Raw genomic sequence first — 19,635 nt, forward strand, 5'->3', positions numbered from 1 at the left:
GCTCAAAGAAAGAAGCGATCGGTGTTGATGAAACCGCGCACGTTTTCCTCACATGAGGTTCGGCACAGTTCGGCGACGTCGCGCCGCGCATGGCTCAATGCAAGCTTGACCGGCTTGGGCGCATATTCCGGATTCGGATCGAGCGGATGCTGGATCGCGGTGAGCACCACGAGCGTGTTCATCGGTGCGTACAGCTCGACGTAGTCGCCGGCCTTCGAATTGCCCGGCACGAAATTCAGCGCGCCCTCGCCTGTGACGTCGACACGGCTGAAGAGGTTGAGCGTCATCAGCAGGTCAGAGATGCCGAGCCCCCACTTGCCCATTTCGACGAGCAGATTGTCGGTGCCGTTGCGATAAAACGCGTTGCGCAATTCCTGATAGCGGCCCGACCCGTAGCGTTCGTGCACTTCTTCCGCATTCGATACGCCGCCTATGCTGTCGTGCCAGCCGCAGGTGTCCGCCACGATCGCGGCCAGCACACGGCCCATATCGGAGTACAGGCAATGGCCGTCAGTGAGCTTCGCCGTGTGCTGGCACTTGAGCGTGTCGGGCAGGTTGAGCCGTTCGCTCTTCTCGTTTGCGTTGATCAGCATCACGCTGACGTTCGCGCCGCCACGCAGGTCGGTAATGCGCAGCGACTGGCCGCGCTTGATGATCAACGAGGCATGGCCGCCGCCGGGGACGGTTTCTTCGAGTAGCAGATCCATGAGGTTAAGACTCCTGTCAGGCTGAGACCGCTTCGACACGGGACGCGCCTTCCACCACGGCCTGGGCCATATGAAGGGACGACGCGCAGCCGCGGCTGTGGTCGAGCGGAATGTTGTAGGTGATGCGCGCGCCATAGGCGCCGGGTGCCTGCGGATCGACGCGGACCTTGTCGAACACCAGCACGCGACTGCCCAGCGTGAAGCCTTCCTTCAGGTCGTGCGTGACCATGAAGATCGTCAGCTTCGATTCGCGCCACAGGCTCAGCAGCAATTCGTGCATGTCCTTGCGGATGCCGGGATCGAGCGCGCCGAATGGCTCATCGAGCAACAGCACGCGCGGCTTCATCATCAGCGCCTGGGCAATCGCGAGGCGCTGTTGCATGCCGCCCGAGAGTTGCTGCGGATATTTGTCCAGTGCCGCACCGAGGCCCACGCGTTCGAGCATCGCGGCGGCCTCGTCTCGCGCCGCACGGCGTTGCGCGCCGAACAGACGGCCCGTGAATTTCGCACGCGGCAGTTCGAGTCCCAGCATCACGTTGCGAATCACCGTGAGATGGTCGAACACCGAATAGCGCTGAAACACCACGCCGCGATGCTCGTCGGGTTCGCCCGGCAACGGTTCGCCGTCCAGCAGAATCGCGCCGCGCGTCGCGCGCTCCTGGCCGAGCAGCAGCCGCAGGAACGTGGACTTGCCGCAGCCCGATGCGCCGACCATCGAACAGAACTCGCCTTCTTCGATGCGCAGGTTCAATCGTTCCAGCACGACCTGATCGCCGTATTCCTTCCAGACGTTGCGAACTTCGATCATCGTGCGCCTCCGCCATACCAGGGGAACGACCATTGCGTGAGGCGGCGCAGCAGTTCGTCGGTGAGCCACGCGAGCAGCGTGATCCACGCCACGTATGGCAGGATCACGTCCATCGCGAGGTAGCGGCGCACCAGAAAGATGCGGTAGCCGAGGCCATCCGTCGCAGCGATCGCTTCCGCGGCGATCAGAAAGAGCCACGCCGCGCCGAGCGACAGACGCATCGCCACCAATAGACGCGGCAGCAACTGCGGAAGCACGAGACGCAGAATCAACGTCCAGCTGGTCGCGCCGAGCGTTTGCGCCTTGACCCATAGCTCGGTGGGGATTTCACGGGCCCGCGAATGCAGATCGCGGATGATCATCGGCGTAATGCCGACCACGATCAGCACGACCTTCGACAATTCGTCGAGCCCGAATACGATGAACAGAATCGGCAGCACCGCGAGCGGCGGGATCATCGAGATCACCGTGATGAACGGCGAAAACGTTGCGCTCACCAGCGGAAACGAGCCGGTTGCGATGGCCGCCACCAGCGCGATCACGGCACTTACGAGGAGGCCGATGCCTAGCCGCCGCAAGCTCGATACCGTGTCGGCCCACAGCAGATACTCGCCCGTGCGCTTGTCCTCGGTGAAGGCGACCTGCTTGATGGCGTCGCTCATCTGCGTCGCCCCCGGCAGCAGCTTGTCGTCGGGGTTGAGCTGAAGCCGCATCGACGACCCGGTGAAATAAATCGCTACCAGCACGATGAACGGCAGCAACAGCAGCATCAAGCCACCGCTTCGGCTGGGATATCGATTGATGAGTCGCATGGCTGCTCGCCTTGTGGAATGCGTGGGTGTTTGCGTCAGAGCTTGCCCGCTGCCGCCATTTCGACGTAGGTCGGATCGAAACGCAGCTTGACGTTGCTCTTGTTGCCGATCACGACGCCCTTGTCGAACGCCATGCCGACCTCGTCCGCGCTTTTGGCATCCTGTCCGAGCAGACCGTGATCGAACGAGAATTTCGCGACGCGCGTCATGATCTTCGGCATGTCGGGGCTGGTGACGAAATCGAGTGCGGCTTTCGGCGTGTAGAAGAGCGCGGTGGTCGACAGTTGCCCCTTGAAGCCCGCGAGATCGGTGCCCGATGCCTTGGCCATCGCAGTGAGCGCGGTCGCGCTGTCGGCGTTGTTGGCGTGCATCAGTGCGACCATTTCGAACCATGCGCCCGTCAGCGCTTTGCCGAGTGCGGGGTTGTCGTGCAGGGTTTTGGTGTTGACCACCATCATGTCCATGATCTCGCCGGGGATCTTGCTCGAGTCGAAGACTTCGCTGACGTTCGGCTGCGCCTTCAGGTCGGCGAGCATCGGGTTCCAAGTCACCGCGTTATGGACCGCGGGCGTCGCGAACGCGCCGGCGATGTCGGCATCGGACGTGTTGACCACTTTGAGGTCGCGCTCACTCATATGGGCGCTTTCGAGAGCGCGTGCGAGCAGATAGTGCGAGACGGAGAACTGAACCAGATTGATCTGCTGACCCTTCAGGTCGGCGACCTGCTTGCCCTTGCCCTTGATGAGCACGCCGTCGTTACCATTCGAATAGTCGCTGACGATCAGCGCCGTCGAATCGACGCCGCCCGAAGCAGGAATGGTCAACGCATCCATATTGGTCATCGCGCAACCGTCGAACTTGCCGGCGGTGTACTGATTGATGGATTCGACGTAGTCGTTCAGTTGCACGACATCTACGTTGATGCCGTATTTCTTCGCCCACTTCGAGACGATGCCTTGGGTTTTGGCCTGCCCCCACGGCATCCAACCCGCATAGATGGTCCAGCAAACCTTGAAGTCGGTACGGCCCGCAGCCAATGCGGAGGTGGAGGCGAACACGGAGAGAGAAACGGCGGCGATGCCAAGAAAGCGAACGAACTTGCGCATGAGGTTGACCTCGGAAGGGACAGTTAGCGACGGCAGGGAGCAGCGCAAACATCGCGTTCTCTCCCGGGCTTTTATCCCGCCGTGTAACCTCGCCTGAGGTCGACAGCTCTCGGACCAGCGCCTGCGTGAAGCAGGCCGGAACCCTAGCCGTCCATTTCCAGATTGTGTATTGAACCGGATGATGCGCCGGCTCCTTGCCCTTCCTGATAAGCGAGAAGTGTGCCAAACGGGGCAAGTGCATTTTCCGCGCGGCGCAGCGGGTGTCTGCCCCGCTCGAGTGACGGCGTGCACGTTCGCGTGCTGAACTGGCACCTTATTCGTGCATTGGCTTGCGGACCTCCGGCGACATTGGCGCGATCGGCTGGTCGAATACGATTTGTGCGTTGTTCTAGCTGAACGGATATAACGTGAATGTCGCCAGACCTGAATTCAGGCGCCCGAATTCAGGATTGGCAATTATCAAGATCTCCCCTGTCGTCATTGCGGCCGCTAATACTCAAAACGCTGATTTACACGAGCCGAATGTCGTCGGCGAGGTGGTCAAAGCTGTAGTACGGAAACGGCGACTGTTGATTACGTGTCTATCTATTTATTCTATATGTTTATACATGAATAAAAATCTTGATTTTATTTTTTCATAGTCCAATCTTAATCGAGTAATAATACTATCGAATAAATTTGACGAAAATAGCTATTTTCCGCCAACGATTTATCCCGGCAAAAGTGCTGCGTACTCACAAGGTATTCCAACGTTTGCCGCCGCATACTCGTGCCCGATAATCCGGGTCCGCGTACTTTAGTCGTCGCCCATAGGCGTGCGCGCGACCCGCAATCGGGAAACGGGAATCTGTGAAACGGCAACCCGATCTGAGATCGCGCCGAATTCCTTTTTGCCTATACCAGCTTTACCGATTAACTCATCATCACTGAGGAGTTTAAAGTGAATCATTTTGCGAAGTTTTTATTTCTCACTCTGGCGGGTTCGGCGATTTCGACCTGCGCTTTCGCGCAGCAAGTAAAGTCGCAGGGAGCCACCACCCAATTCGTCGCGCCAGATCAGGCGACGCAGGTCGCACCGGCTGGCATCGATTTCGGCAATGCACGGGCCTTGCCCCTTCCAAGTGCGGGCCTTGCACCGCCACCGTCCGCGGACTCGCTGTTGCAGGCCCCCAACCTGCCTCAAACAACGCCGGGGCATGCGGCTGGCGGTGAAGGAGACGGCAGGCAGGCGCCCGTCCAGCTGGTCCCGCCTGTGAATCTGAATCAACAAAACGGAGTCGCAGCACAAGACGGAGTCGCACCGCAGGAATCCGGGACGTCCGGGCAGCCGTTCACCACGAACAGGGTCAATGCGCAGGGCGACAATACGCAATCCTTTTATGCGTTCCGGCCGACCGGCAAGCTGTTCTTCAATATCAACGGATCTACCTTCGTCTGCTCCGCCTCCATGGTCAAACCGGGAGTGGTAGTGACTGCCGCACACTGCGTGACAGATTTTGGGCGCCGCCAGTATTACTCAAACTGGGTGTATGTCCCGGCCTATAACAACGGTTCGGCGCCGTACGGTGTGTGGACTGTCTCGGTCGCGACGGTACTAACGTCCTATTACACCGGAACCGACCCATGCACCTTAAGCGGCATTGTCTGCCAGGACGACGTGGCAGTGCTCACGCTTCGCCCGCAGTCCGGCACGTATGTCGGTAGCCGGACAGGCTGGTACGGCTACGGCTGGGACGGCTACGGTTTCAATGCATCGAAGCAGGCACTGATTAGCCAGTTGGGCTTTCCAGTTTCACTGGATGGCGGCAATCTCATGCAACGCAATGACTCGCAAGGTTATGCGGCGTCAAGCTTCTCGAACAACACGATTATCGGTTCCTTGATGACAGGAGGGTCCAGCGGCGGCCCGTGGCTCGTCAACCTTGGCATAGCGCCCGTCCTTAAAGACACGGCTTTCGGCCAGGCTGCGACGCGCAACATAGTGGTGGGGGTCACAAGTTGGGGGTACGCCGCCGACACCGCCCTCAAACAACAGGGCGCGTCACCCTTCACCAGCGGCAATATCGTACCGCTCGTTAATAGCGCATGCAGCGCCACGCCGAAAGCCTGCTAGCGCCACCGGCTGGCCGATCACGCGAATGGTGACCGGCATTTCAATCTTCGAGCATGGCTTCGGGTGCCTTGGTCGCACACGGGCTATCGCTCACTCCATGGAAATGCTTTCGCGTACAGCCGACGATCGCACGAGAACCACAGCAGAATTTGATCAAGCTCTTTCGTAGATCGCCTGAACGAGCGCTGCACGTCCCTCTCGCAGATTGCGCGCGAGATTGGCCGTCATCTCACCAAAGCCCGGTCCCATCGCGAGATGCAGTCCGAACGCGGGCGGTGCCGACTGTTGGACCTGCTGCTTCTGTCGCTGCGCGAACCAGTCTATGCCTGCCTGAGTGGTGTTGATCCACGAGACCGACCGGAACCCCTGTTCCGTCAACACCCCATGCATCTGGTCCTCCGTCATGAGAAAGCTCGCTTCCGGCCCCTTCGCCCACGGCACCGGGAAATGCAATGGATCACCGGATGCCGCGATGACGTCAAAAACAGCGAGGTGACCGCCTGTTCGCAGTACGCGGGCGGCTTCACGGTCGAACGCAGCGCGATCAACGATGTTCATCGCAACGTGCTGCGTCCATGCCAGATCGAAGGCATCGGCATCGAACGGAAGGCTAAGCGCCGGCCATTTCCATCGTCTTCTCCCTAGATTCTGGTGACAGGCGATATTCACTCGGGTGCCGTCACATCCAGAGCGGCCATCTTGGCTGCGTCAGGAAAATCGCAATTCATTGTGTCATCCATGATGCGATCGAGAATCGGCAACCTCTTCATCCGTCAGAGCAGGTCAGCACGAATCTCGCGAACACCTCGGCCCAGCCGTTGACGCAGCAATGCGCGCAGCGTCGCACCATCGTCATACCCGACCTGGGCAGCAATACTTTCAACGTCAAGACCGCCACTGCGGAGCAAAGACTGCGCATGTTCCACGCGCAGATCCTGGAAATAAGCGAGCGGAGATTTGCCGAGTACTTCCTGGCAGCGGCGTTGCAACGAGCGTGTGCTCGTGGCCAACGCACTGGACGCGTTCTGCAGCGAGAATCCGGATGCCAGATTCTCGCGAGCCCATCGTTCAAAGCGCTGAATCAGCGGATCGGCCTGCGCGAGGTGATTGGGAATGATGTAGGCGGCCTGCGACGAACGGATATCGGCGAGCAGGTAACGAGAAACCATCGATGCCAACTCGGGGCTGGCCGTACGTATCAGCCAGAGGGCGAGATCGAGGTGGCCCATTGCCGCGCCGGCCGTCACGCCGATGTCCGTCGGCACCAGCATGCGGGATTCGTCGAGCCGGACATCTGGGTAACGTTGCCGGAAAAACGGCGCAAGGGCCCAGTTGGTCGTGGCCTCCCGGCCATCCAGAAGTCCCGCTTCCGCAAGCTGAAACGTCCCGATACAGGAAGCCGCCAGGCGGACGCCGTCTGCATGCCATGCCAACAGTTGCGCCCTTGCCCGAACCACGTCCGGCCGCTCCAGAGAAGCAACCAGTTCATCCGGCATCGTCGTGGCCAGCGCAGGCACAATCACCCAGTCGGGTTGCTGCTGCGCCGTGATCGGTTGCACGGGCACCACGAGTCCGTGCGTGGATTTCACCCTCTTTCGCACGCCGACGAGAGATACATCGAATCGCAGCGTGCCGCCCATTGCCCGCGTCGCAAGCGCATTGGCGACCAGGAACGCGTCGAGTGTGACAGACAGGCCCGTATCGAACACTCCATCAAGAGCGAGCACAGAAATTCTCATGGCGTAAATGTCCACAAAGTTGGCGTTTGTGACTGTACCAGCGATCAAGGCAGACAACTAGACTTGATCCCGTTGCATGTCGCAATCAACCCACCTAGGAGACTCCCATGAAGGTTTTGGCCGTTGCAACAATCGTGAAGCCGATCCCGGACGAACAAAAAATGCAGATCATGCCAAGCGAAGTACCGGCAACGCTCAAGCTTTATCTTGACGGCAAGATTGAGCAGTTCTGGTTTCGCCAGGATGCGCCGGGCGTCATCTTCCTCATGAACGCCGAATCGATCGACGAGGCACGCGACGCTGTCGAGGCGCTGCCGCTCACGGCCGGCGGGTATGCAAAGTATGAGTTGATGCACGTCGGTCCGCTCGCTCCGCTGGGCCTGCTGATCCAGGGCAAGTAAGTGCCGCAAGCGCTGTCGGTGGCGCCGGTCATCGGCAGCGCCCCTGATAGCGTCACAACGAGATTCCTGCTGCGGAAGTTCCTTTCCGACCGGTCGTTAGCTCACCAGAACAATGATCGGCGGCGTCGACGCGGAGCCCCTACAGGAACTCTCGCAACGATAGAAGGTATTCGATCATGAAACTCACCCCGGAACTCTATGTCCTGACGCTGGTTGCCACAGCGACGGTGCTGATGTGGGTCCCCTACATGGCATCGAGAATTCTGACGCGCGGACCGGTCCGGACACTCGCCGATCCAGCGGATCCGACCGCCCCGCCCGACCCGGCCTGGGCCCAGAGAGCGCGGCGCGCGCACGCCAATGCGGTTGAAAATCTGGCGGTGTTTGCACCGCTCGTGATCATCCTGGCCCTGATCGGCGCGAGCACACCGGCAACGATCCTCGCAGCCAAGACGTATCTGATCGCGCGACTCGTCCACTACGTCGTCTACACCGCGGGTATCCCGGTCGTCCGCACGCTCGCGTTCGTGGCCGGCGTCGGCTCGACCCTGATGATTGCCGACGCTGTGCTCGGCCATATCTGACTGACTATTGCACAGGCCATTCGCGTCGTGCCCACCCTCGTGCTCTTGGCGCCGCTCATGGTCTGACGCAAAGATAAGCATATCGAACGAATGGCGGCGAAACCCACCATCCTCATCTCGGGCGCCACCGGCTCGACCGGCGGCGACGCTGCGAAAAACCTTCTGGTGAAGGGCTTCCCCATTCGAGCGCGACGCTTTCCGATAAGGTTGGCAATAGCCCGCAGCGGTAGCCGGTCCCGGTTTCTGCCGTTCCTGTTCACCGGGCCATTAGCCGTCATTCCACGGTTGAACTCGAACCGCTGACACCCATTAGCGGGACCGGTGTCAAGTAAGCTGAAGACGGCGGTCAACCGCCGCCTGCTTCCATTTGGCGACCGGTCCGCAAGGGCATCAGCCGCGCATCCCGGCTGGCGCCCTCAACTCTCACTCATCCAGACACTCAGGCTCGATCTGGATGTTCTTTTCGCCCGCGGCCTTCTTTTCCCAGTAACGTTTGACCCAGTTTTCGAAGGTCTTGCCGGCCGCCGTATCCTTGCCGGTGAAGGCGATGGCGCCGATCTCCGCGTACGGGATCACGTCCTTGGTCTGTTTGCCGGTCGGAATGATCCGGACGAAGCAATCCTTGAAGGCAGCGCCGTATTGGCGGTCGTACAGATAGCCCGCAACAGTCGAGCCATCCTTGCGGGTGATCGTGACATCGCCACGATAATCGAAGGCCTTTTCCATCGCCTCGCGAACCGCCGCTTCGGTCGTCAGTTCCGGCGTCCAGCCCTCGAGATGCTCGTGCACCGTACCAGCGGCCGTCTCCATCTGATCCGGAGCGACTGCGGCCGCCGGCGCGGCGGCGTGAGCCGCTTCGCCCTTCGTAGCCTCTGCGCGCTGTGCCAGGGGGACGAACACCATCGGCACTTCGTTCGACGTCTTCTTCCATCCCGCGAGCATTTCGGTGGCCTCGCGATCCTCATAGCGATCGAACAGCATCGCTTTGACCGTCTGGAACAGACCCTTGAACGAGCCAAAGGTGTAATTCACGCCGCTCGCCTCGTAACCCGAGTGCACCATGCAGTTTGCGCACTTCGGATTGCCGCTTTCGGTGCCGTACTCGGACCACTTCACGCTTTCCATCAGTTCGTCGAAGCTGTCAGCGTAGCCATCCTGGAGCAGATAGCACGGCTTTTGCCAACCGAAGATGCTGTACGTAGGCATGCCCCACGGCGTGCAGGTGAGGTCCTTCTTGCCCATCAGGAATTCCATGAAGATCGGCGACGCGTTGAAGCGCCAGCTCTTCTTCCGGTTCGACAGGATCGAGCGGAACAGTTTCTTCGAACGCGCGCGACCAAGAAAGTGCTTCTGGTCGGGCGCCTTGTCGTACGTATAGCCAGGGGACACCATCATGCTTTCGACGCCCGCTTCCATCATTTCGTCGAAGTGCAGGCGAACGCTGTTCGGGTCCGCGCCGTCGAACAGCGTCGTGTTGGTGGTGACGCGGAAACCCGCCGCGACCGCGGCCCGCACGCCTTCCATCGCGATGTCGTAGCCGCCTTCACGGCACACCGCAAAATCGTGATGCTCGCGCTGGCCGTCCACGTGAACGGAGAAGGACAGATACTTGCTGGGCTTGAAGAGGTGCAGGTTCTTGGCAAGCAGCAAGGCGTTCGTGCACATATAGACGTACTTCTTGCGCGCGACGAGGCCGGCCACGATCTCCGGCATCTGAGGATGCAGAAGCGGCTCACCGCCCGGAATCGCGACCATCGGCGTGCCGCACTCCTCTACCGCCTGGAAGCACTGCTCAGGCGTGAGTTGCGACTTCAGCACGTGCGCCGGATACTGAATTTTCCCGCACCCCGCACATGCCAGATTGCAGCGCATGAGCGGCTCAAGCATGAGGACGAGCGGATAACGGCTTCGCCGCATCAGCTTCTGTTTCAGAACGTAGGTGGCGACCGTCCACGCCTGCGAAATTGGCACTCCCATGCTGCAAATACTCCTCGATAACCGGTTACTCGGCGGACGACCCGCACTGTGTCCAGTAAAAGCTAAATGTTTGATTCGAGAGCGATCATGTGCCAACCCGTGCCGACCGCGTGCGCGCGGTCAGTGCCAGGATCGGCCAGGATGCGTCCGACTTTGCGCGCAATGATCGCACAAACTGCGCAGGAGGGTCGAAAGCTGCCGCAGACGGCTTGCGACGCGCATCTGACACCCAAAACGCGACCGGCGGTACCGCGGCGTTAAATGGCCGGCATCAGACGGTTGCAACCGTCGCATCTGGGTCGAACGGAGTCTGCCGCTTCAGACACAGGTCGGGCCAGGAGGCGTCATTCGTCAGGCCATCACGGGGACTTCTTGCGACTGCCCTGCCTCCGCCGCGGATTCCCTAGGCTCTCCAGTATGTCAACGTATAGTAATGCTTGCCGGCTTCGCGGCGGATGAGCAATTGGCCCCGAATTCCGGCTAACTCACCGGTTCCGGAGCCCGGCACGATGCCGATACGCAACTCCTCGCCTCCCGCGTCCATTTCTCCGAGGTGGGCTAGCGCGAATCCGCCAGTTTTACCGTCCAGCGTACCGTCAAAAGATTCGAGCGCGACGTAAGTTGCCTCACCCTGTTGCGGCTGCCCGGCGCTCAGCATTTCCCCCTGTGCCCGGCCGTTTAAACCGCCGCGGTACGCTTTCTCGAGAGCATGGCGGCCTATGGCTGAGGCGTTCGCCGGAACGGCGATCATATGGGGTGGCGCGATTTTCACGTCAAATTCGCCGGTGGCAACAAACGAATGTTTGTCTGATTGAGCAGTGCTCACGGGACCTCCCACAAGAAAATTGCGACGATCGACGAGGCTGCTCTCACGTCGCTAACAAAAACATGCTCCCACAGATAGTAACGGCCCTTGCTCCGGGGAAGCGGCTTTCACGACACGCTGCTCGTCACCGATCCCGCGTCGTCTGCCACGCCTTGGACTTTGAACCAAGCAAGTTTGGCGCGTATGCCGGAAATAGGGAAAGGCCCGAGGTGAGTTGCACAAATCCATAGACTGCCCTACCAAGGGTGCGTGCCTTTTTTAGGATCGGCAGATTCCCGTCAATGCAACTGCGGTCCCGACCAGCGAAACGATCACGCGGAGAACCAATATGCACGAGCTAGTAAGGTCCACCCTGAAGGACATGTTGCCCCCAGGGCTCGTGCGATTGCTGCGACCCAAAAACCGGTCTCCCGATGCTTGGGGAGCCGCTTGATACGGTCTGCACGGGTTGAGGCTTCCTGGCGGAAGGCGCTTCAATTTCCGGCCTTCAATACCGGACCGAACGGTGTGCAAGCAGATTTTTTTTCGACGAGTCTATGCAACGGATCAACTTAGCCGGGCGCAGGAGATAGCCGACTTTTATCGCGCCTGTGCGGATCCGATCATCGTCGACGCCGGGGCCAACATCGGGGCCAGTGCGGTTTGGTTTGCGCTCACGTATCCGAAAGCAAAGATTCTGGCAATTGAGCCGGACGTATCGAACTACGAACTCCTCAAGAGTAACTCGAGCGCCTTCCCATCTGTAGTGCCGCTGAACGCCGCCATTGCAGCGACCAGCGGTACGCTTTATCTGGACGATCCGGGACGAGGCGCCTGCGGATATCGTACGGGTGAGCAGCCCACCGATCACTCGTACGCCGTTGAAGCGATGACGCTGGAACAGGTGATAGCGAAATCGAGCGGAACGCCATTCATCCTGAAGATTGACATCGAGGGCGCAGAGTCGGACCTCTTTTCACGTCACTCCGAGGAGTTAAACAGATTTCCGCTGGTGATCATTGAACTGCATGACTGGATGCTTCCACGGAAATCGAACAGTCGGAACTTCCTGAAGTGGCATGTCGAAATGCAGCGTGATTTCGTATACGCCGGCGAGAACGTTTTTTCGATTTCCAATACGATCCGGCCAGTGATTTGACGCCAAGTGTCGTCGGCCATTAGTACGCTTCGCTGACCAGCAGTCGATCATCCGGCTGCGTTGAAAGGCAGCCGTCGATTCGTGCAGGAGAGTCCCGAATCTTGAGTGTGCCTGCTGCTAGCGGAGAATCGGTTTCGCGATGGCAGGCCTAGCGGCGCAGCGTTGGCAACAAACCGGCCAGCCACGTACCGTTCGCGCTGAAATCCCACGTCGGGCCGAAGCTCGCCGGGTCTCTGAATTGTGCTTCCGTGAGTCCGCTCGAGGCGGCCACCGCCGTGCCCGAGCCGACGCCCGCCTGCGCTCCTGACGTCTCGCTGTTCCAGAACACGTTCGCGGCAATCGAGCCGCTGTTCGTGCCCGCGATGCCGCCCGTCGTCGAGTTCCCGCCCACCGGGAGATGCGCCCAGGCATACGACTCGCCGATGGAGCCGGTATTGCTGCCAACCAGTCCTCCGACGGTCGTCGCGCCGCCGCTCAGACGTTCCCACGCATACGATCGGGAGATCGCGCCGTTGTTCGTACCGACGAGGCCGCCGACTGTGCTTTGCGCACCGGCTGTCACCGAGCCGAGCGTATAAGACTTGTCGATGGAACCATCGTTGACGCCGACGAGCCCGCCTATCTGACCCGCGCCATGGATGCTCACACCAGCCGACGACTGCTCGATGCGTCCAAAGTTTTCGCCGACTAGCCCGCCGACCGCCGTGCTTGTGTTGCCGATGGAATTGATGGTGCCTGTTGCGCCGACATTGACCATGTACCCCCAGTTAATCCCGGCTAGCAGTCCGACCGGTGCTCCCGAGGAGGTTGCCGTGCTATCCGCGAGCGTGAAATTTCGCACGACGCCGGTTTTGCCGATTGCGCCAAAGAATCCGGTATCGGCCGCAAGAGTCAAATCCCCAGGGAGATGCCCCATGCCGTCGAACTGCCCGGTGAACGGGTTCGCTGCGGTGCCGATGCCGCTGAAAGTCGGCGCAGCCGCGAATCCCAGCCCTCCGCCGCCCAATGCGTAATTGCCAGCGAGGTTGTTATTCACCGCGATCAGGTCTGCCATGGAGTTGACAAGCTGATAAGCCGTGAACTGCGTGACGAGCCCGCTGAACGGCGCCGGACTCCAGGATGTGTTGGTGCGGACATCGCCACGCGTGTAGCTGCCGTTCCTGTCGTAAAGCGCCACGACGATGCCCGCACTACGTGACCAGTCGATCATGCCGAGATTGACCACGCTGCCGCCGTTGTCAAATCCGTGGGTATCGGCGGACAGGTTCAGAGAGCCAGTGCCCGTATTGGCGATGTCCGCATGCGGTGCGATAGTCAGCGAGTGCGCGGCATTGAGCGTCAGTGACGCTGGCCCATGCCAGCGCACGCTCGACTCGACCGCGATGTCGCCCTCGCCGTTCGCACCATATTTGCCGTCGGCGCCGATCGCTTCCACGGTGATGGATGCGCCACGGCTCAGACTTGCGGCGAACGTGCTGGTCGTGCTGGCATCGGCGGTGAAATCGCCGCTGGTGATATTCCACGCCTTCGCCCGAACGTCTGCGCCACCGACCTTGACGCTCCCGGCGGACATATCAACGGTGCCGCCGCTGCCGTCCGCATTGCGCGCACCGATGCGCGCCCCGCTCGCATCGACATTGCCGGTGACGCGGTTGCCGGCCTGATCGAACGTGCTCGCGACGAGCCACACGTGGCCGTCGCGCGTCGCGGTGCCGGTGGCCCGCAGCGCGGCCGAACGGCCCGCGAGCGCGAAGATATTGCCGTCGGCCGCCTGCAGGTTGATCAGCGCCGCCTGCACGGTGCCTGTGTTCGTCACTGTGCCGCCGCTTCCTATCCTCACGAAGACTTGCTGATACTTGCCATCCAATAACGACACGGTACGCCCCACGGCAAGTTCGGCATTGCCGTTCGGCGCATCGATTTTCCCTGCGTTCATGACCTGGTTGGCCGATATGAGAAACACGTCCCCGCCCGACGAGCCGATCTTGCCGAGATTGACCACATTCGCCGTGGAACTGCCTGTGTACAACGCTCCAACGTATGCAGGGGGATTGAGAAAATCGCTGTTGGAGACATCCAGTGTCGAAGCGACGAAGCGCGTGCCCGTCGACACCACGCCGCGTGGTCCGATGAGCACGCCATTCGGATTGACCAGATAGATGCTGCCAGTGCCCGTCAGGGAGCCATAGATTGCGGAGAGATCTTTACCGGTCACGCGATTGAGTGTGGCGCCCGTGCCGTTGTCGATCGACACCTTCTGGCCCGCTCCGATCGAAAAGCTGTTCCACTCGATGATGCCCCGCGGGTCAGTTTGCGTGATGCTCAGGTTCGCACCATGCTGAGCGATGCTTCCCGAGCCGGCGACATAATGGCCGCCTTGTGGCAGGACGCCCGCCGCGAAGCTCGACTGGCCGGCGAAAAGCCCTGTCAGCGAGAGGCCTATAACGAGCCACGTATTTTGGATCGGGCGACGGCGGCGGGTTGCGCGCTCGACGCGCACCGATCTGGCAGCATGGCTCATAAATCACCTTTCTGCGTAAGTGCAAATGATGGGCCAACATATGCGAGGCTAACCGGGACCGACCGCGTGCGCCCGTGTATGAAAAGTATCACGCGGCGATGTCGAGATGCGTCTAAACCTAGACGTATTGAGACCAAACACAAGCGGCCCCAAGAGCCGGCCGGCCGTTTTGCGAGGCACGTCGAAGCGTTCGACCGCCTTTGGCCGCTGCCGCCGGTTGCGCATTTTCAAGAGCTGGAGGTTGCTTCCTTGAACGCTTGTTTACTGTGCGGTAACGCACACTCCGAGGCTTCCTTTATTTAAAGCTCATGGCAGCAACGCTGGGAACGGTCACGCCCCCGTCGCGCCCTGCCGCGCCGCGTTGAATGCCGCGTCGTTGTTGCCGCTATCCACTGCGCCGGGACTTGCGACGAGCGTCGAAGGCGTGCGACATCCCCGCGTCGGTCGGCTTGCCGATGACGCAAAGCACCAGCAATTGGTGGATGTGCGTGTTTGAATTGAAAACCTGAAAGCCGCCGAATTTCAGATCGTTGTTGCTTCGCTTGAAGTCGTATCCGAACTCGAGCAACTGCGTCTTGTCGGTGATCGTCGTCGACAAACGCAGACCGTCGCGGAAACTGAGCTGCACGGAAATGCCGGTTTGACCATCAGCGTCGCGCAGACGTGCCGTGCTCTGCACGTACATGAAACCGCCTGATTTTCCAGGCGGCTCATCAAGAAACATGGCGGGCGCCGACTGCCAGAACCACAACGGTCCCGCGGCGGCCGGCCTCCGTCCCGGGCATCAAGCTTCTTCAGTCAATGCGTCGCGGTACTCCGCACCATCTGCGCATCGCTATCGTTCAAGGTCTTGAGAAATGCGATTACGTCACGAATATCGCCTTCCGACCAAACCGGCTTGCCGCCCTTGTGATTCGTCATCGGCGCATTGAGATGGTCGACGTTCCTCTGGTACTTCACTGGCAGGTCGTCAAACTGCTGCTTGCCGCCCGCATGCGGATACCACTTTTGCGGATTGGTGTCCCGTTGCACATAGAAGCGCAAGGAGTCTTCCAGCGTATGGAAGCGGCCGTTGTGAAAGAACGCCCGGCGCGTCGCGACGTTGCGCAGCGTAGGGGTCCTGAACATACCGCAATACCAGTCGGTGTCGGTCTTGTCGGTCCGGATCGGGCCGCACAGTCCCATGTCGTAGTACTTCGGATCCGAGTTCGCCGGGATCTCCGGATTGCGCGGCACGCCTAGCGTCTGAAAGTTGTAGTCGGTGAACGTCGGGTGCGCACCGGCAGCGCCCTTTTCGACCAGGTGGCAGGATGCGCAGTTACCGCGATCAGGGTCATTGAAAAGCGCAAAGCCACGCGCTTCCTGAGTGCTGAACTGCGCTTTACCGTCCAGTACCTTGTCGAACTTGCTGTCGAACGGCTGGAAGCTGGGATCGTCGAACTGGAAGCGCTCGAGCGCCTTGCCCAATGCGGCGAGCGCATCGGCCGGGCGCGAGAAGATATCCCGGCCGAACACTGCGCTAAACCGCGCGGCATAAGCACTCCTGCTCAATTTAGCCGTAACGTCGGCGGCATCCGTATTGGCCATCTCGTTGGGGTTCAACAGCGGGAAGGCGGCCTGGGCGGCCGGGCTGTCGAAGCGCCCGTCCCAGGTGTAACCGCCAGACGGCATGTTGTCGCCGTCCTCGAGACGTTCCTTGAAGCTGCTCGCGTACGTATGCGTCCAGATCGGCACCCGGCGCAGATAGCGTAACGAAGGCGTCGCGCGTGTGCCGGCGTGCGTCATATCGATGCCGCCCAGTTGCACGGCGAGGCCGTTGGGCGGACCGTAGGCATTCGAGGGGCTGTGACAGCTCGCGCACGACTGTTTGCCGGAAGCCGACAGCGACGGATCGAAAAAGGCCAGCTTGCCGATCTCGGCCATATCCTTGTTGGATGGCGCCGCGGAAACCGTAGTGACGGCGGGGGCGCCGAAGGCTTCTTCCTGACGGCCGCATGCCGTCAGGAAGAGACTTGAAATTAAAAAAAGGGCCGCCCCCCGGACGGTCCCTTTAGTACAGAGAAAAAGCATCTATGTTTATTGGTTGAAGATGTCGGAACCGAAAGTCGCGAGGTTCGCATCGTCCGCATAACCCAGATACTCAGGAATACCGAAACGGTTTTCCAGGCTCTTGAGCAGCGAATAGTGGTTGTAACCCGTATCGGAAGTGGTGCCCGCCTTGATGAACGGCGACAGCAGCACTGCGCCCGTGCGGTCACCGCCAACCCCGTCGTAGTGCATGCCGATCTGGATAAACTGAACGGTCGACGGAAGCAGCGCGGTGTTGATACCCAGCGTCGACGCATAGGCGATCGGCAGCGTGGACATGACCTGATCTTCAGGACGCTTGACGTTCGGACCAGTTTGTTGCGTGCAGCACGAAGCGCCCGGCAGATTGATCGTGAGATTCATCTGCGAGTAGCTGGCGTTGAACGACGTGGTCATGGGCGAGCTGGCCGCATTCGATTCGTCGAAGTTGATGATGATCAGACCGTCCTGCTTGTAAGCCGCCGAAGCCTGGATAATCGGAACCCACTTCTTCAGGAAGGCGTCGATCGACGTCAGGCCGCCGGGCGCACCGCTCTTGCAACCCTTGCCTGCCGCACCCGTGCCGTCACCGTCGTGACCGTCATCGCACAGGTTCGGCGTGATGTACACGAAGTTCGGCGTGGTATCGATCGACTTCAGATCGTTTTCCAGGTTGTCGTCGAGATTCACGACGTGCTGGTCGCAATAGTTGATGTCGTCGATGATCGAGTGGAAGTACACGAACGGGTTGTGGCGAGTCGCGTAGGCGTCGCCCTTGACGTCGCCGGACGCGGAGCCCGCCTGGGCGGATTGCGTACCGTCGACCGCCTTCGCCGGATCCGAGCCTGCCAGCTTCGCGGTGCGGGTCGGGAAGCTGCACGACTTCGTGCCGTCGCGGTTCAGGTCATTGCCCATATCGCCCATGTAACCCTTCCAGGTGAACTTGGCGTTATCGAGCTGGTTGGCGAGCGTCTTGACGCGGGCCGGATACACGCATCCGCCGCCGGCGTGACCGTTCGCATCCGTACCGGCCTTGAGGACCTTTGGATTGCTGCTGTCGTTGCCTGCGTCGACGATGTCGGACCATACGCTGAAGCAGTCGGTCTCGGTATCGACCGTCGAAGGCTGGCCGCTCATCATCGAGATGTAGTTGTCCAGGCTGACGTGGCCGGTGCCGTAATAGTTGGTCAGCAGCGCGCCTTGTGGAGCGAGCGACTTTAGGTACGGGTCCTGGCCGCTAGTAGCCGAACCCGTGCCGAAGGATTCATCGTAGTTCTTGTTCTCGAGCGTGATCACGAAGACGTGACGCACAGCCTTCGAACCGACCACCGTCTTGATGTAGTCGTCGCTGGCCGCCTTCACGCTGGCAAGGCTGCTGTCGCTGTTGAAGTCGCCCAGCAGCTTGTCGGCTGACACACCGCCGTATTTGGCTGCCAGCGTGTTCTTCGCGTCGCTCAGCGCCGCGCCGCCCGTCACCAGTTGAGCCAATTGCGTGGTGATGGCGCTCACCGTGCCGGTCGCGCCCTTGGGCGCGAGGAAGAACGCGCCGGAACCGAACTTGGTGCCCATGTCTTTGCCATTGGCATCGTTTTCCCGGGCGTTGGTCAAATCGGCGACCACATTCTTCCAGTTGCCGTTGTTCTTGTCGCCGATGGAGAATTTGCCCTTGGCGTCGCTCACCGTATACGGCTCGTCGCTGTCGCACTTGCCGTTGTCATTGAGGTCGAGGCAGAGCTTGGCGTTCTGGATGTAGCTGCCGAGCACCTGGCCGGAAACCTGAGGAGTCGTGTCCGGGGAGGTCATGTCATCGTTCCCGCCACAAGCGCTCAAACCAACCGCCAGGCCGATACTGGCCAATAGGGCTAACACACTCTTCCGACCTGTCAGGTTCTTGTTCTTCGAAAAAATCACGTGGGGGCTCCCGTCGCACGCCGGGCGGGCAGCGTCTTTACGCCGGCCCGCCCGATTGTTGGATTTATTACATCGGCGAAGGAGCTTAAGATAGTTATATGAAAGTTCGGTTACGTCAGTGTAATGAACCGAGTTGGGGCGACGCGGTGAGATTCGCGCACGCTGGAAGCAGACGTCGTGAATTCGCAGCCGCTATCGCTGGCACGTTGTCGGGCTGCAGAAAATGGATCGTCGAGCGCGCCGCACGGAGATTCGGATGGCTGCTATATCGACTATCTTGTTCGCGGGAAGGTGATGGGCTTGAGGCATACGCGCCGATTTAGTGCAGATCGCCTGCGCGTATCAGTGGTAGCAGTTGGAAAGTGAAGACAACGGCAGCCGCACCTCGGTGTTCATGCACCCAAAGAAGCGCCATCAATGGCAGGCGAGACCTGCTTACTCCTGCTGAAAATCGGTCACGAGCGGTGTCAACGGCAAGTCCGTTGCGTGTGCCTTATCTGCTAGATGCGCCAGCGCGTGGCTCCCGTCGGCGCGCGCGGCCGCTTCGAGCGAAAAGGAGCTTTCGCTGAAGGCAATCAGTTTGAAACCGCTTCCCGCCACTCGCGGGACGGTGATACCCCAATGCCAGCCTCCCTCCTGCTCGAAAACGTGCAATTCAGGGACGGCTGGGCGATTCGAAGCCGGCAAAGTCGGCATGTCGCTCTCCGTCATATCAAAGCAAAGCTCATGGCTGTAGACGTTCATGACCTAGTCTATACACATATTGCTGCAATGCAATATAAACGCCGAGAAAAAAGGAAAAATTGTTTGAACGGCACGGTTCTGAAACACGCATGCCCACGACAGAGGCCGATTCGGTTTCACCCTCATGACACGAAAATTACCGACACTTTCGATGGCTCTTCGTAAGCCCATGAAGGCCGGC

General features: G+C 60.2%; 18 protein-coding genes and 1 riboswitch. Of the genes, 5 read left to right on the top strand and 13 right to left on the bottom strand.

Features of this window, described 5'->3' with window-relative positions; genetic code table 11:
• Positions 1-2 precede the first annotated feature (2 nt).
• The 4 genes from HV770_RS21760 to HV770_RS21775 are packed head-to-tail and all read right to left on the bottom strand — an operon-like array spanning position 3 to position 3,433.
• Complete coding sequence (locus tag HV770_RS21760; protein WP_175162864.1) at positions 3-707, bottom strand: urea amidolyase associated protein UAAP1; 705 nt, start codon at positions 705-707, stop codon at positions 3-5.
• 16 nt (positions 708-723) lie between these two features.
• Entirely contained in the window at positions 724-1,515 is a 792-nt protein-coding gene (locus tag HV770_RS21765) for an ABC transporter ATP-binding protein (RefSeq protein WP_175162865.1), read from the bottom strand.
• Positions 1,512-2,327, bottom strand: coding sequence for an ABC transporter permease (locus tag HV770_RS21770; RefSeq protein WP_175162867.1), 816 nt, complete (start codon positions 2,325-2,327; stop codon positions 1,512-1,514). The genes HV770_RS21765 and HV770_RS21770 overlap by 4 nt, the downstream gene beginning before the upstream one ends.
• A 35-nt stretch (positions 2,328-2,362) precedes the next feature.
• The gene (locus tag HV770_RS21775) at positions 2,363-3,433 is read right to left on the bottom strand and encodes a putative urea ABC transporter substrate-binding protein (protein WP_175162869.1); all 1,071 of its coding nucleotides are present in this window, start codon (positions 3,431-3,433) and stop codon (positions 2,363-2,365) included.
• Between the two features lie 58 nt (positions 3,434-3,491).
• Positions 3,492-3,591: riboswitch (guanidine-I (ykkC/yxkD leader) on the bottom strand.
• Positions 3,592-4,373: 782 nt separating this feature from the next.
• On the opposite strand from HV770_RS21775, the gene HV770_RS21780 reads away from it, so the two are divergent.
• Positions 4,374-5,546 carry a trypsin-like serine peptidase gene (locus tag HV770_RS21780; protein WP_246291066.1) on the top strand — a complete coding sequence of 391 codons (1,173 nt, stop codon included), beginning with the start codon at positions 4,374-4,376 and terminating at the stop codon, positions 5,544-5,546.
• Between the two features lie 153 nt (positions 5,547-5,699).
• Here the strand turns inward: HV770_RS21780 and HV770_RS21785 are convergent, their stop codons facing one another.
• Both HV770_RS21785 and HV770_RS21790 read right to left on the bottom strand, forming a co-directional pair.
• Positions 5,700-6,215: a class I SAM-dependent methyltransferase gene (locus tag HV770_RS21785; protein ID WP_175162871.1), complete on the bottom strand. Its 516-nt coding sequence runs from the start codon at positions 6,213-6,215 to the stop codon at positions 5,700-5,702.
• A 104-nt stretch (positions 6,216-6,319) separates the two neighbouring features.
• A complete protein-coding gene (locus HV770_RS21790; RefSeq protein ID WP_175162873.1) occupies positions 6,320-7,285 on the bottom strand; it encodes a GlxA family transcriptional regulator in 966 nt (321 codons plus the stop codon).
• 107 nt (positions 7,286-7,392) lie between these two features.
• On the opposite strand from HV770_RS21790, the gene HV770_RS21795 reads away from it, so the two are divergent.
• The 3 genes from HV770_RS21795 to HV770_RS21805 all read left to right on the top strand — a co-directional run bounded on the left by HV770_RS21795 (position 7,393) and on the right by HV770_RS21805 (position 8,573).
• Positions 7,393-7,686: a hypothetical protein gene (locus HV770_RS21795; protein ID WP_121323590.1), complete on the top strand. Its 294-nt coding sequence runs from the start codon at positions 7,393-7,395 to the stop codon at positions 7,684-7,686.
• A 176-nt stretch (positions 7,687-7,862) separates the two neighbouring features.
• Positions 7,863-8,270, top strand: coding sequence for an MAPEG family protein (locus HV770_RS21800; protein ID WP_121323591.1), 408 nt, complete (start codon positions 7,863-7,865; stop codon positions 8,268-8,270).
• Positions 8,271-8,360: 90 nt separating this feature from the next.
• Positions 8,361-8,573 (top strand): hypothetical protein, encoded by a 213-nt coding sequence (locus tag HV770_RS21805; RefSeq protein ID WP_175162874.1) that lies wholly within the window; start codon positions 8,361-8,363, stop codon positions 8,571-8,573.
• Positions 8,574-8,693: 120 nt separating this feature from the next.
• On the opposite strand, the gene hpnH is transcribed toward HV770_RS21805, so the two are convergent.
• Positions 8,694-10,247, bottom strand: a complete 1,554-nt coding sequence (gene hpnH, locus HV770_RS21815; protein ID WP_217468633.1) for an adenosyl-hopene transferase HpnH — start codon at positions 10,245-10,247, stop codon at positions 8,694-8,696.
• A gap of 403 nt (positions 10,248-10,650) precedes the next feature.
• The gene (locus tag HV770_RS21820; protein WP_175162876.1) at positions 10,651-11,073 is read right to left on the bottom strand and encodes a DUF3224 domain-containing protein; all 423 of its coding nucleotides are present in this window, start codon (positions 11,071-11,073) and stop codon (positions 10,651-10,653) included.
• A gap of 505 nt (positions 11,074-11,578) precedes the next feature.
• On the opposite strand from HV770_RS21820, the gene HV770_RS21825 reads away from it, so the two are divergent.
• A complete protein-coding gene (locus HV770_RS21825) occupies positions 11,579-12,211 on the top strand; it encodes an FkbM family methyltransferase (protein WP_246291068.1) in 633 nt (210 codons plus the stop codon).
• Between the two features lie 148 nt (positions 12,212-12,359).
• Here HV770_RS21825 and HV770_RS21830 read toward each other — a convergent pair whose 3' ends face one another.
• The 5 genes from HV770_RS21830 to HV770_RS21850 all read right to left on the bottom strand — a co-directional run bounded on the left by HV770_RS21830 (position 12,360) and on the right by HV770_RS21850 (position 19,454).
• The gene (locus tag HV770_RS21830; protein WP_175162878.1) at positions 12,360-14,732 is read right to left on the bottom strand and encodes a filamentous hemagglutinin N-terminal domain-containing protein; all 2,373 of its coding nucleotides are present in this window, start codon (positions 14,730-14,732) and stop codon (positions 12,360-12,362) included.
• A gap of 385 nt (positions 14,733-15,117) precedes the next feature.
• On the bottom strand, positions 15,118-15,417 hold the full coding sequence (locus HV770_RS21835) for a hypothetical protein (RefSeq protein WP_217468634.1): 300 nt from the start codon (positions 15,415-15,417) through the stop codon (positions 15,118-15,120).
• A 113-nt stretch (positions 15,418-15,530) separates the two neighbouring features.
• A complete protein-coding gene (locus tag HV770_RS21840) occupies positions 15,531-16,655 on the bottom strand; it encodes a cytochrome c peroxidase (protein WP_175162883.1) in 1,125 nt (374 codons plus the stop codon).
• A 153-nt stretch (positions 16,656-16,808) separates the two neighbouring features.
• Positions 16,809-18,602, bottom strand: a complete 1,794-nt coding sequence (locus HV770_RS21845; RefSeq protein ID WP_246291072.1) for an alkaline phosphatase family protein — start codon at positions 18,600-18,602, stop codon at positions 16,809-16,811.
• Between the two features lie 543 nt (positions 18,603-19,145).
• Positions 19,146-19,454: a hypothetical protein gene (locus tag HV770_RS21850; RefSeq protein WP_425497462.1), complete on the bottom strand. Its 309-nt coding sequence runs from the start codon at positions 19,452-19,454 to the stop codon at positions 19,146-19,148.
• Positions 19,455-19,635: the final 181 nt, after the last annotated feature.

Source organism: Paraburkholderia fynbosensis (assembly GCF_902859935.1).
GTDB lineage: Bacteria > Pseudomonadota > Gammaproteobacteria > Burkholderiales > Burkholderiaceae > Paraburkholderia > Paraburkholderia fynbosensis.

What these genes read in the sequence shown, in the direction of transcription:
- HV770_RS21760 (WP_175162864.1), bottom strand. Translation starts at nt 707, where the DNA reads ATGGATCTGCTACTCGAAGAAACCGTCCCCGGCGGCGGCCATGCCTCG.
- HV770_RS21765 (WP_175162865.1), bottom strand. Translation starts at nt 1,515, where the DNA reads ATGATCGAAGTTCGCAACGTCTGGAAGGAATACGGCGATCAGGTCGTG.
- HV770_RS21770 (WP_175162867.1), bottom strand. Translation starts at nt 2,327, where the DNA reads ATGCGACTCATCAATCGATATCCCAGCCGAAGCGGTGGCTTGATGCTG.
- HV770_RS21775 (WP_175162869.1), bottom strand. Translation starts at nt 3,433, where the DNA reads ATGCGCAAGTTCGTTCGCTTTCTTGGCATCGCCGCCGTTTCTCTCTCC.
- HV770_RS21790 (WP_175162873.1), bottom strand. Translation starts at nt 7,285, where the DNA reads ATGAGAATTTCTGTGCTCGCTCTTGATGGAGTGTTCGATACGGGCCTG.
- HV770_RS21795 (WP_121323590.1), top strand. Translation starts at nt 7,393, where the DNA reads ATGAAGGTTTTGGCCGTTGCAACAATCGTGAAGCCGATCCCGGACGAA.
- HV770_RS21800 (WP_121323591.1), top strand. Translation starts at nt 7,863, where the DNA reads ATGAAACTCACCCCGGAACTCTATGTCCTGACGCTGGTTGCCACAGCG.
- HV770_RS21805 (WP_175162874.1), top strand. Translation starts at nt 8,361, where the DNA reads ATGGCGGCGAAACCCACCATCCTCATCTCGGGCGCCACCGGCTCGACC.
- hpnH (WP_217468633.1), bottom strand. Translation starts at nt 10,247, where the DNA reads ATGGGAGTGCCAATTTCGCAGGCGTGGACGGTCGCCACCTACGTTCTG.
- HV770_RS21830 (WP_175162878.1), bottom strand. Translation starts at nt 14,732, where the DNA reads ATGAGCCATGCTGCCAGATCGGTGCGCGTCGAGCGCGCAACCCGCCGC.
- HV770_RS21835 (WP_217468634.1), bottom strand. Translation starts at nt 15,417, where the DNA reads ATGTACGTGCAGAGCACGGCACGTCTGCGCGACGCTGATGGTCAAACC.
- HV770_RS21840 (WP_175162883.1), bottom strand. Translation starts at nt 16,655, where the DNA reads ATGGCCGAGATCGGCAAGCTGGCCTTTTTCGATCCGTCGCTGTCGGCT.
- HV770_RS21845 (WP_246291072.1), bottom strand. Translation starts at nt 18,602, where the DNA reads ATGACCTCCCCGGACACGACTCCTCAGGTTTCCGGCCAGGTGCTCGGC.
- HV770_RS21850 (WP_425497462.1), bottom strand. Translation starts at nt 19,454, where the DNA reads ATGAACGTCTACAGCCATGAGCTTTGCTTTGATATGACGGAGAGCGAC.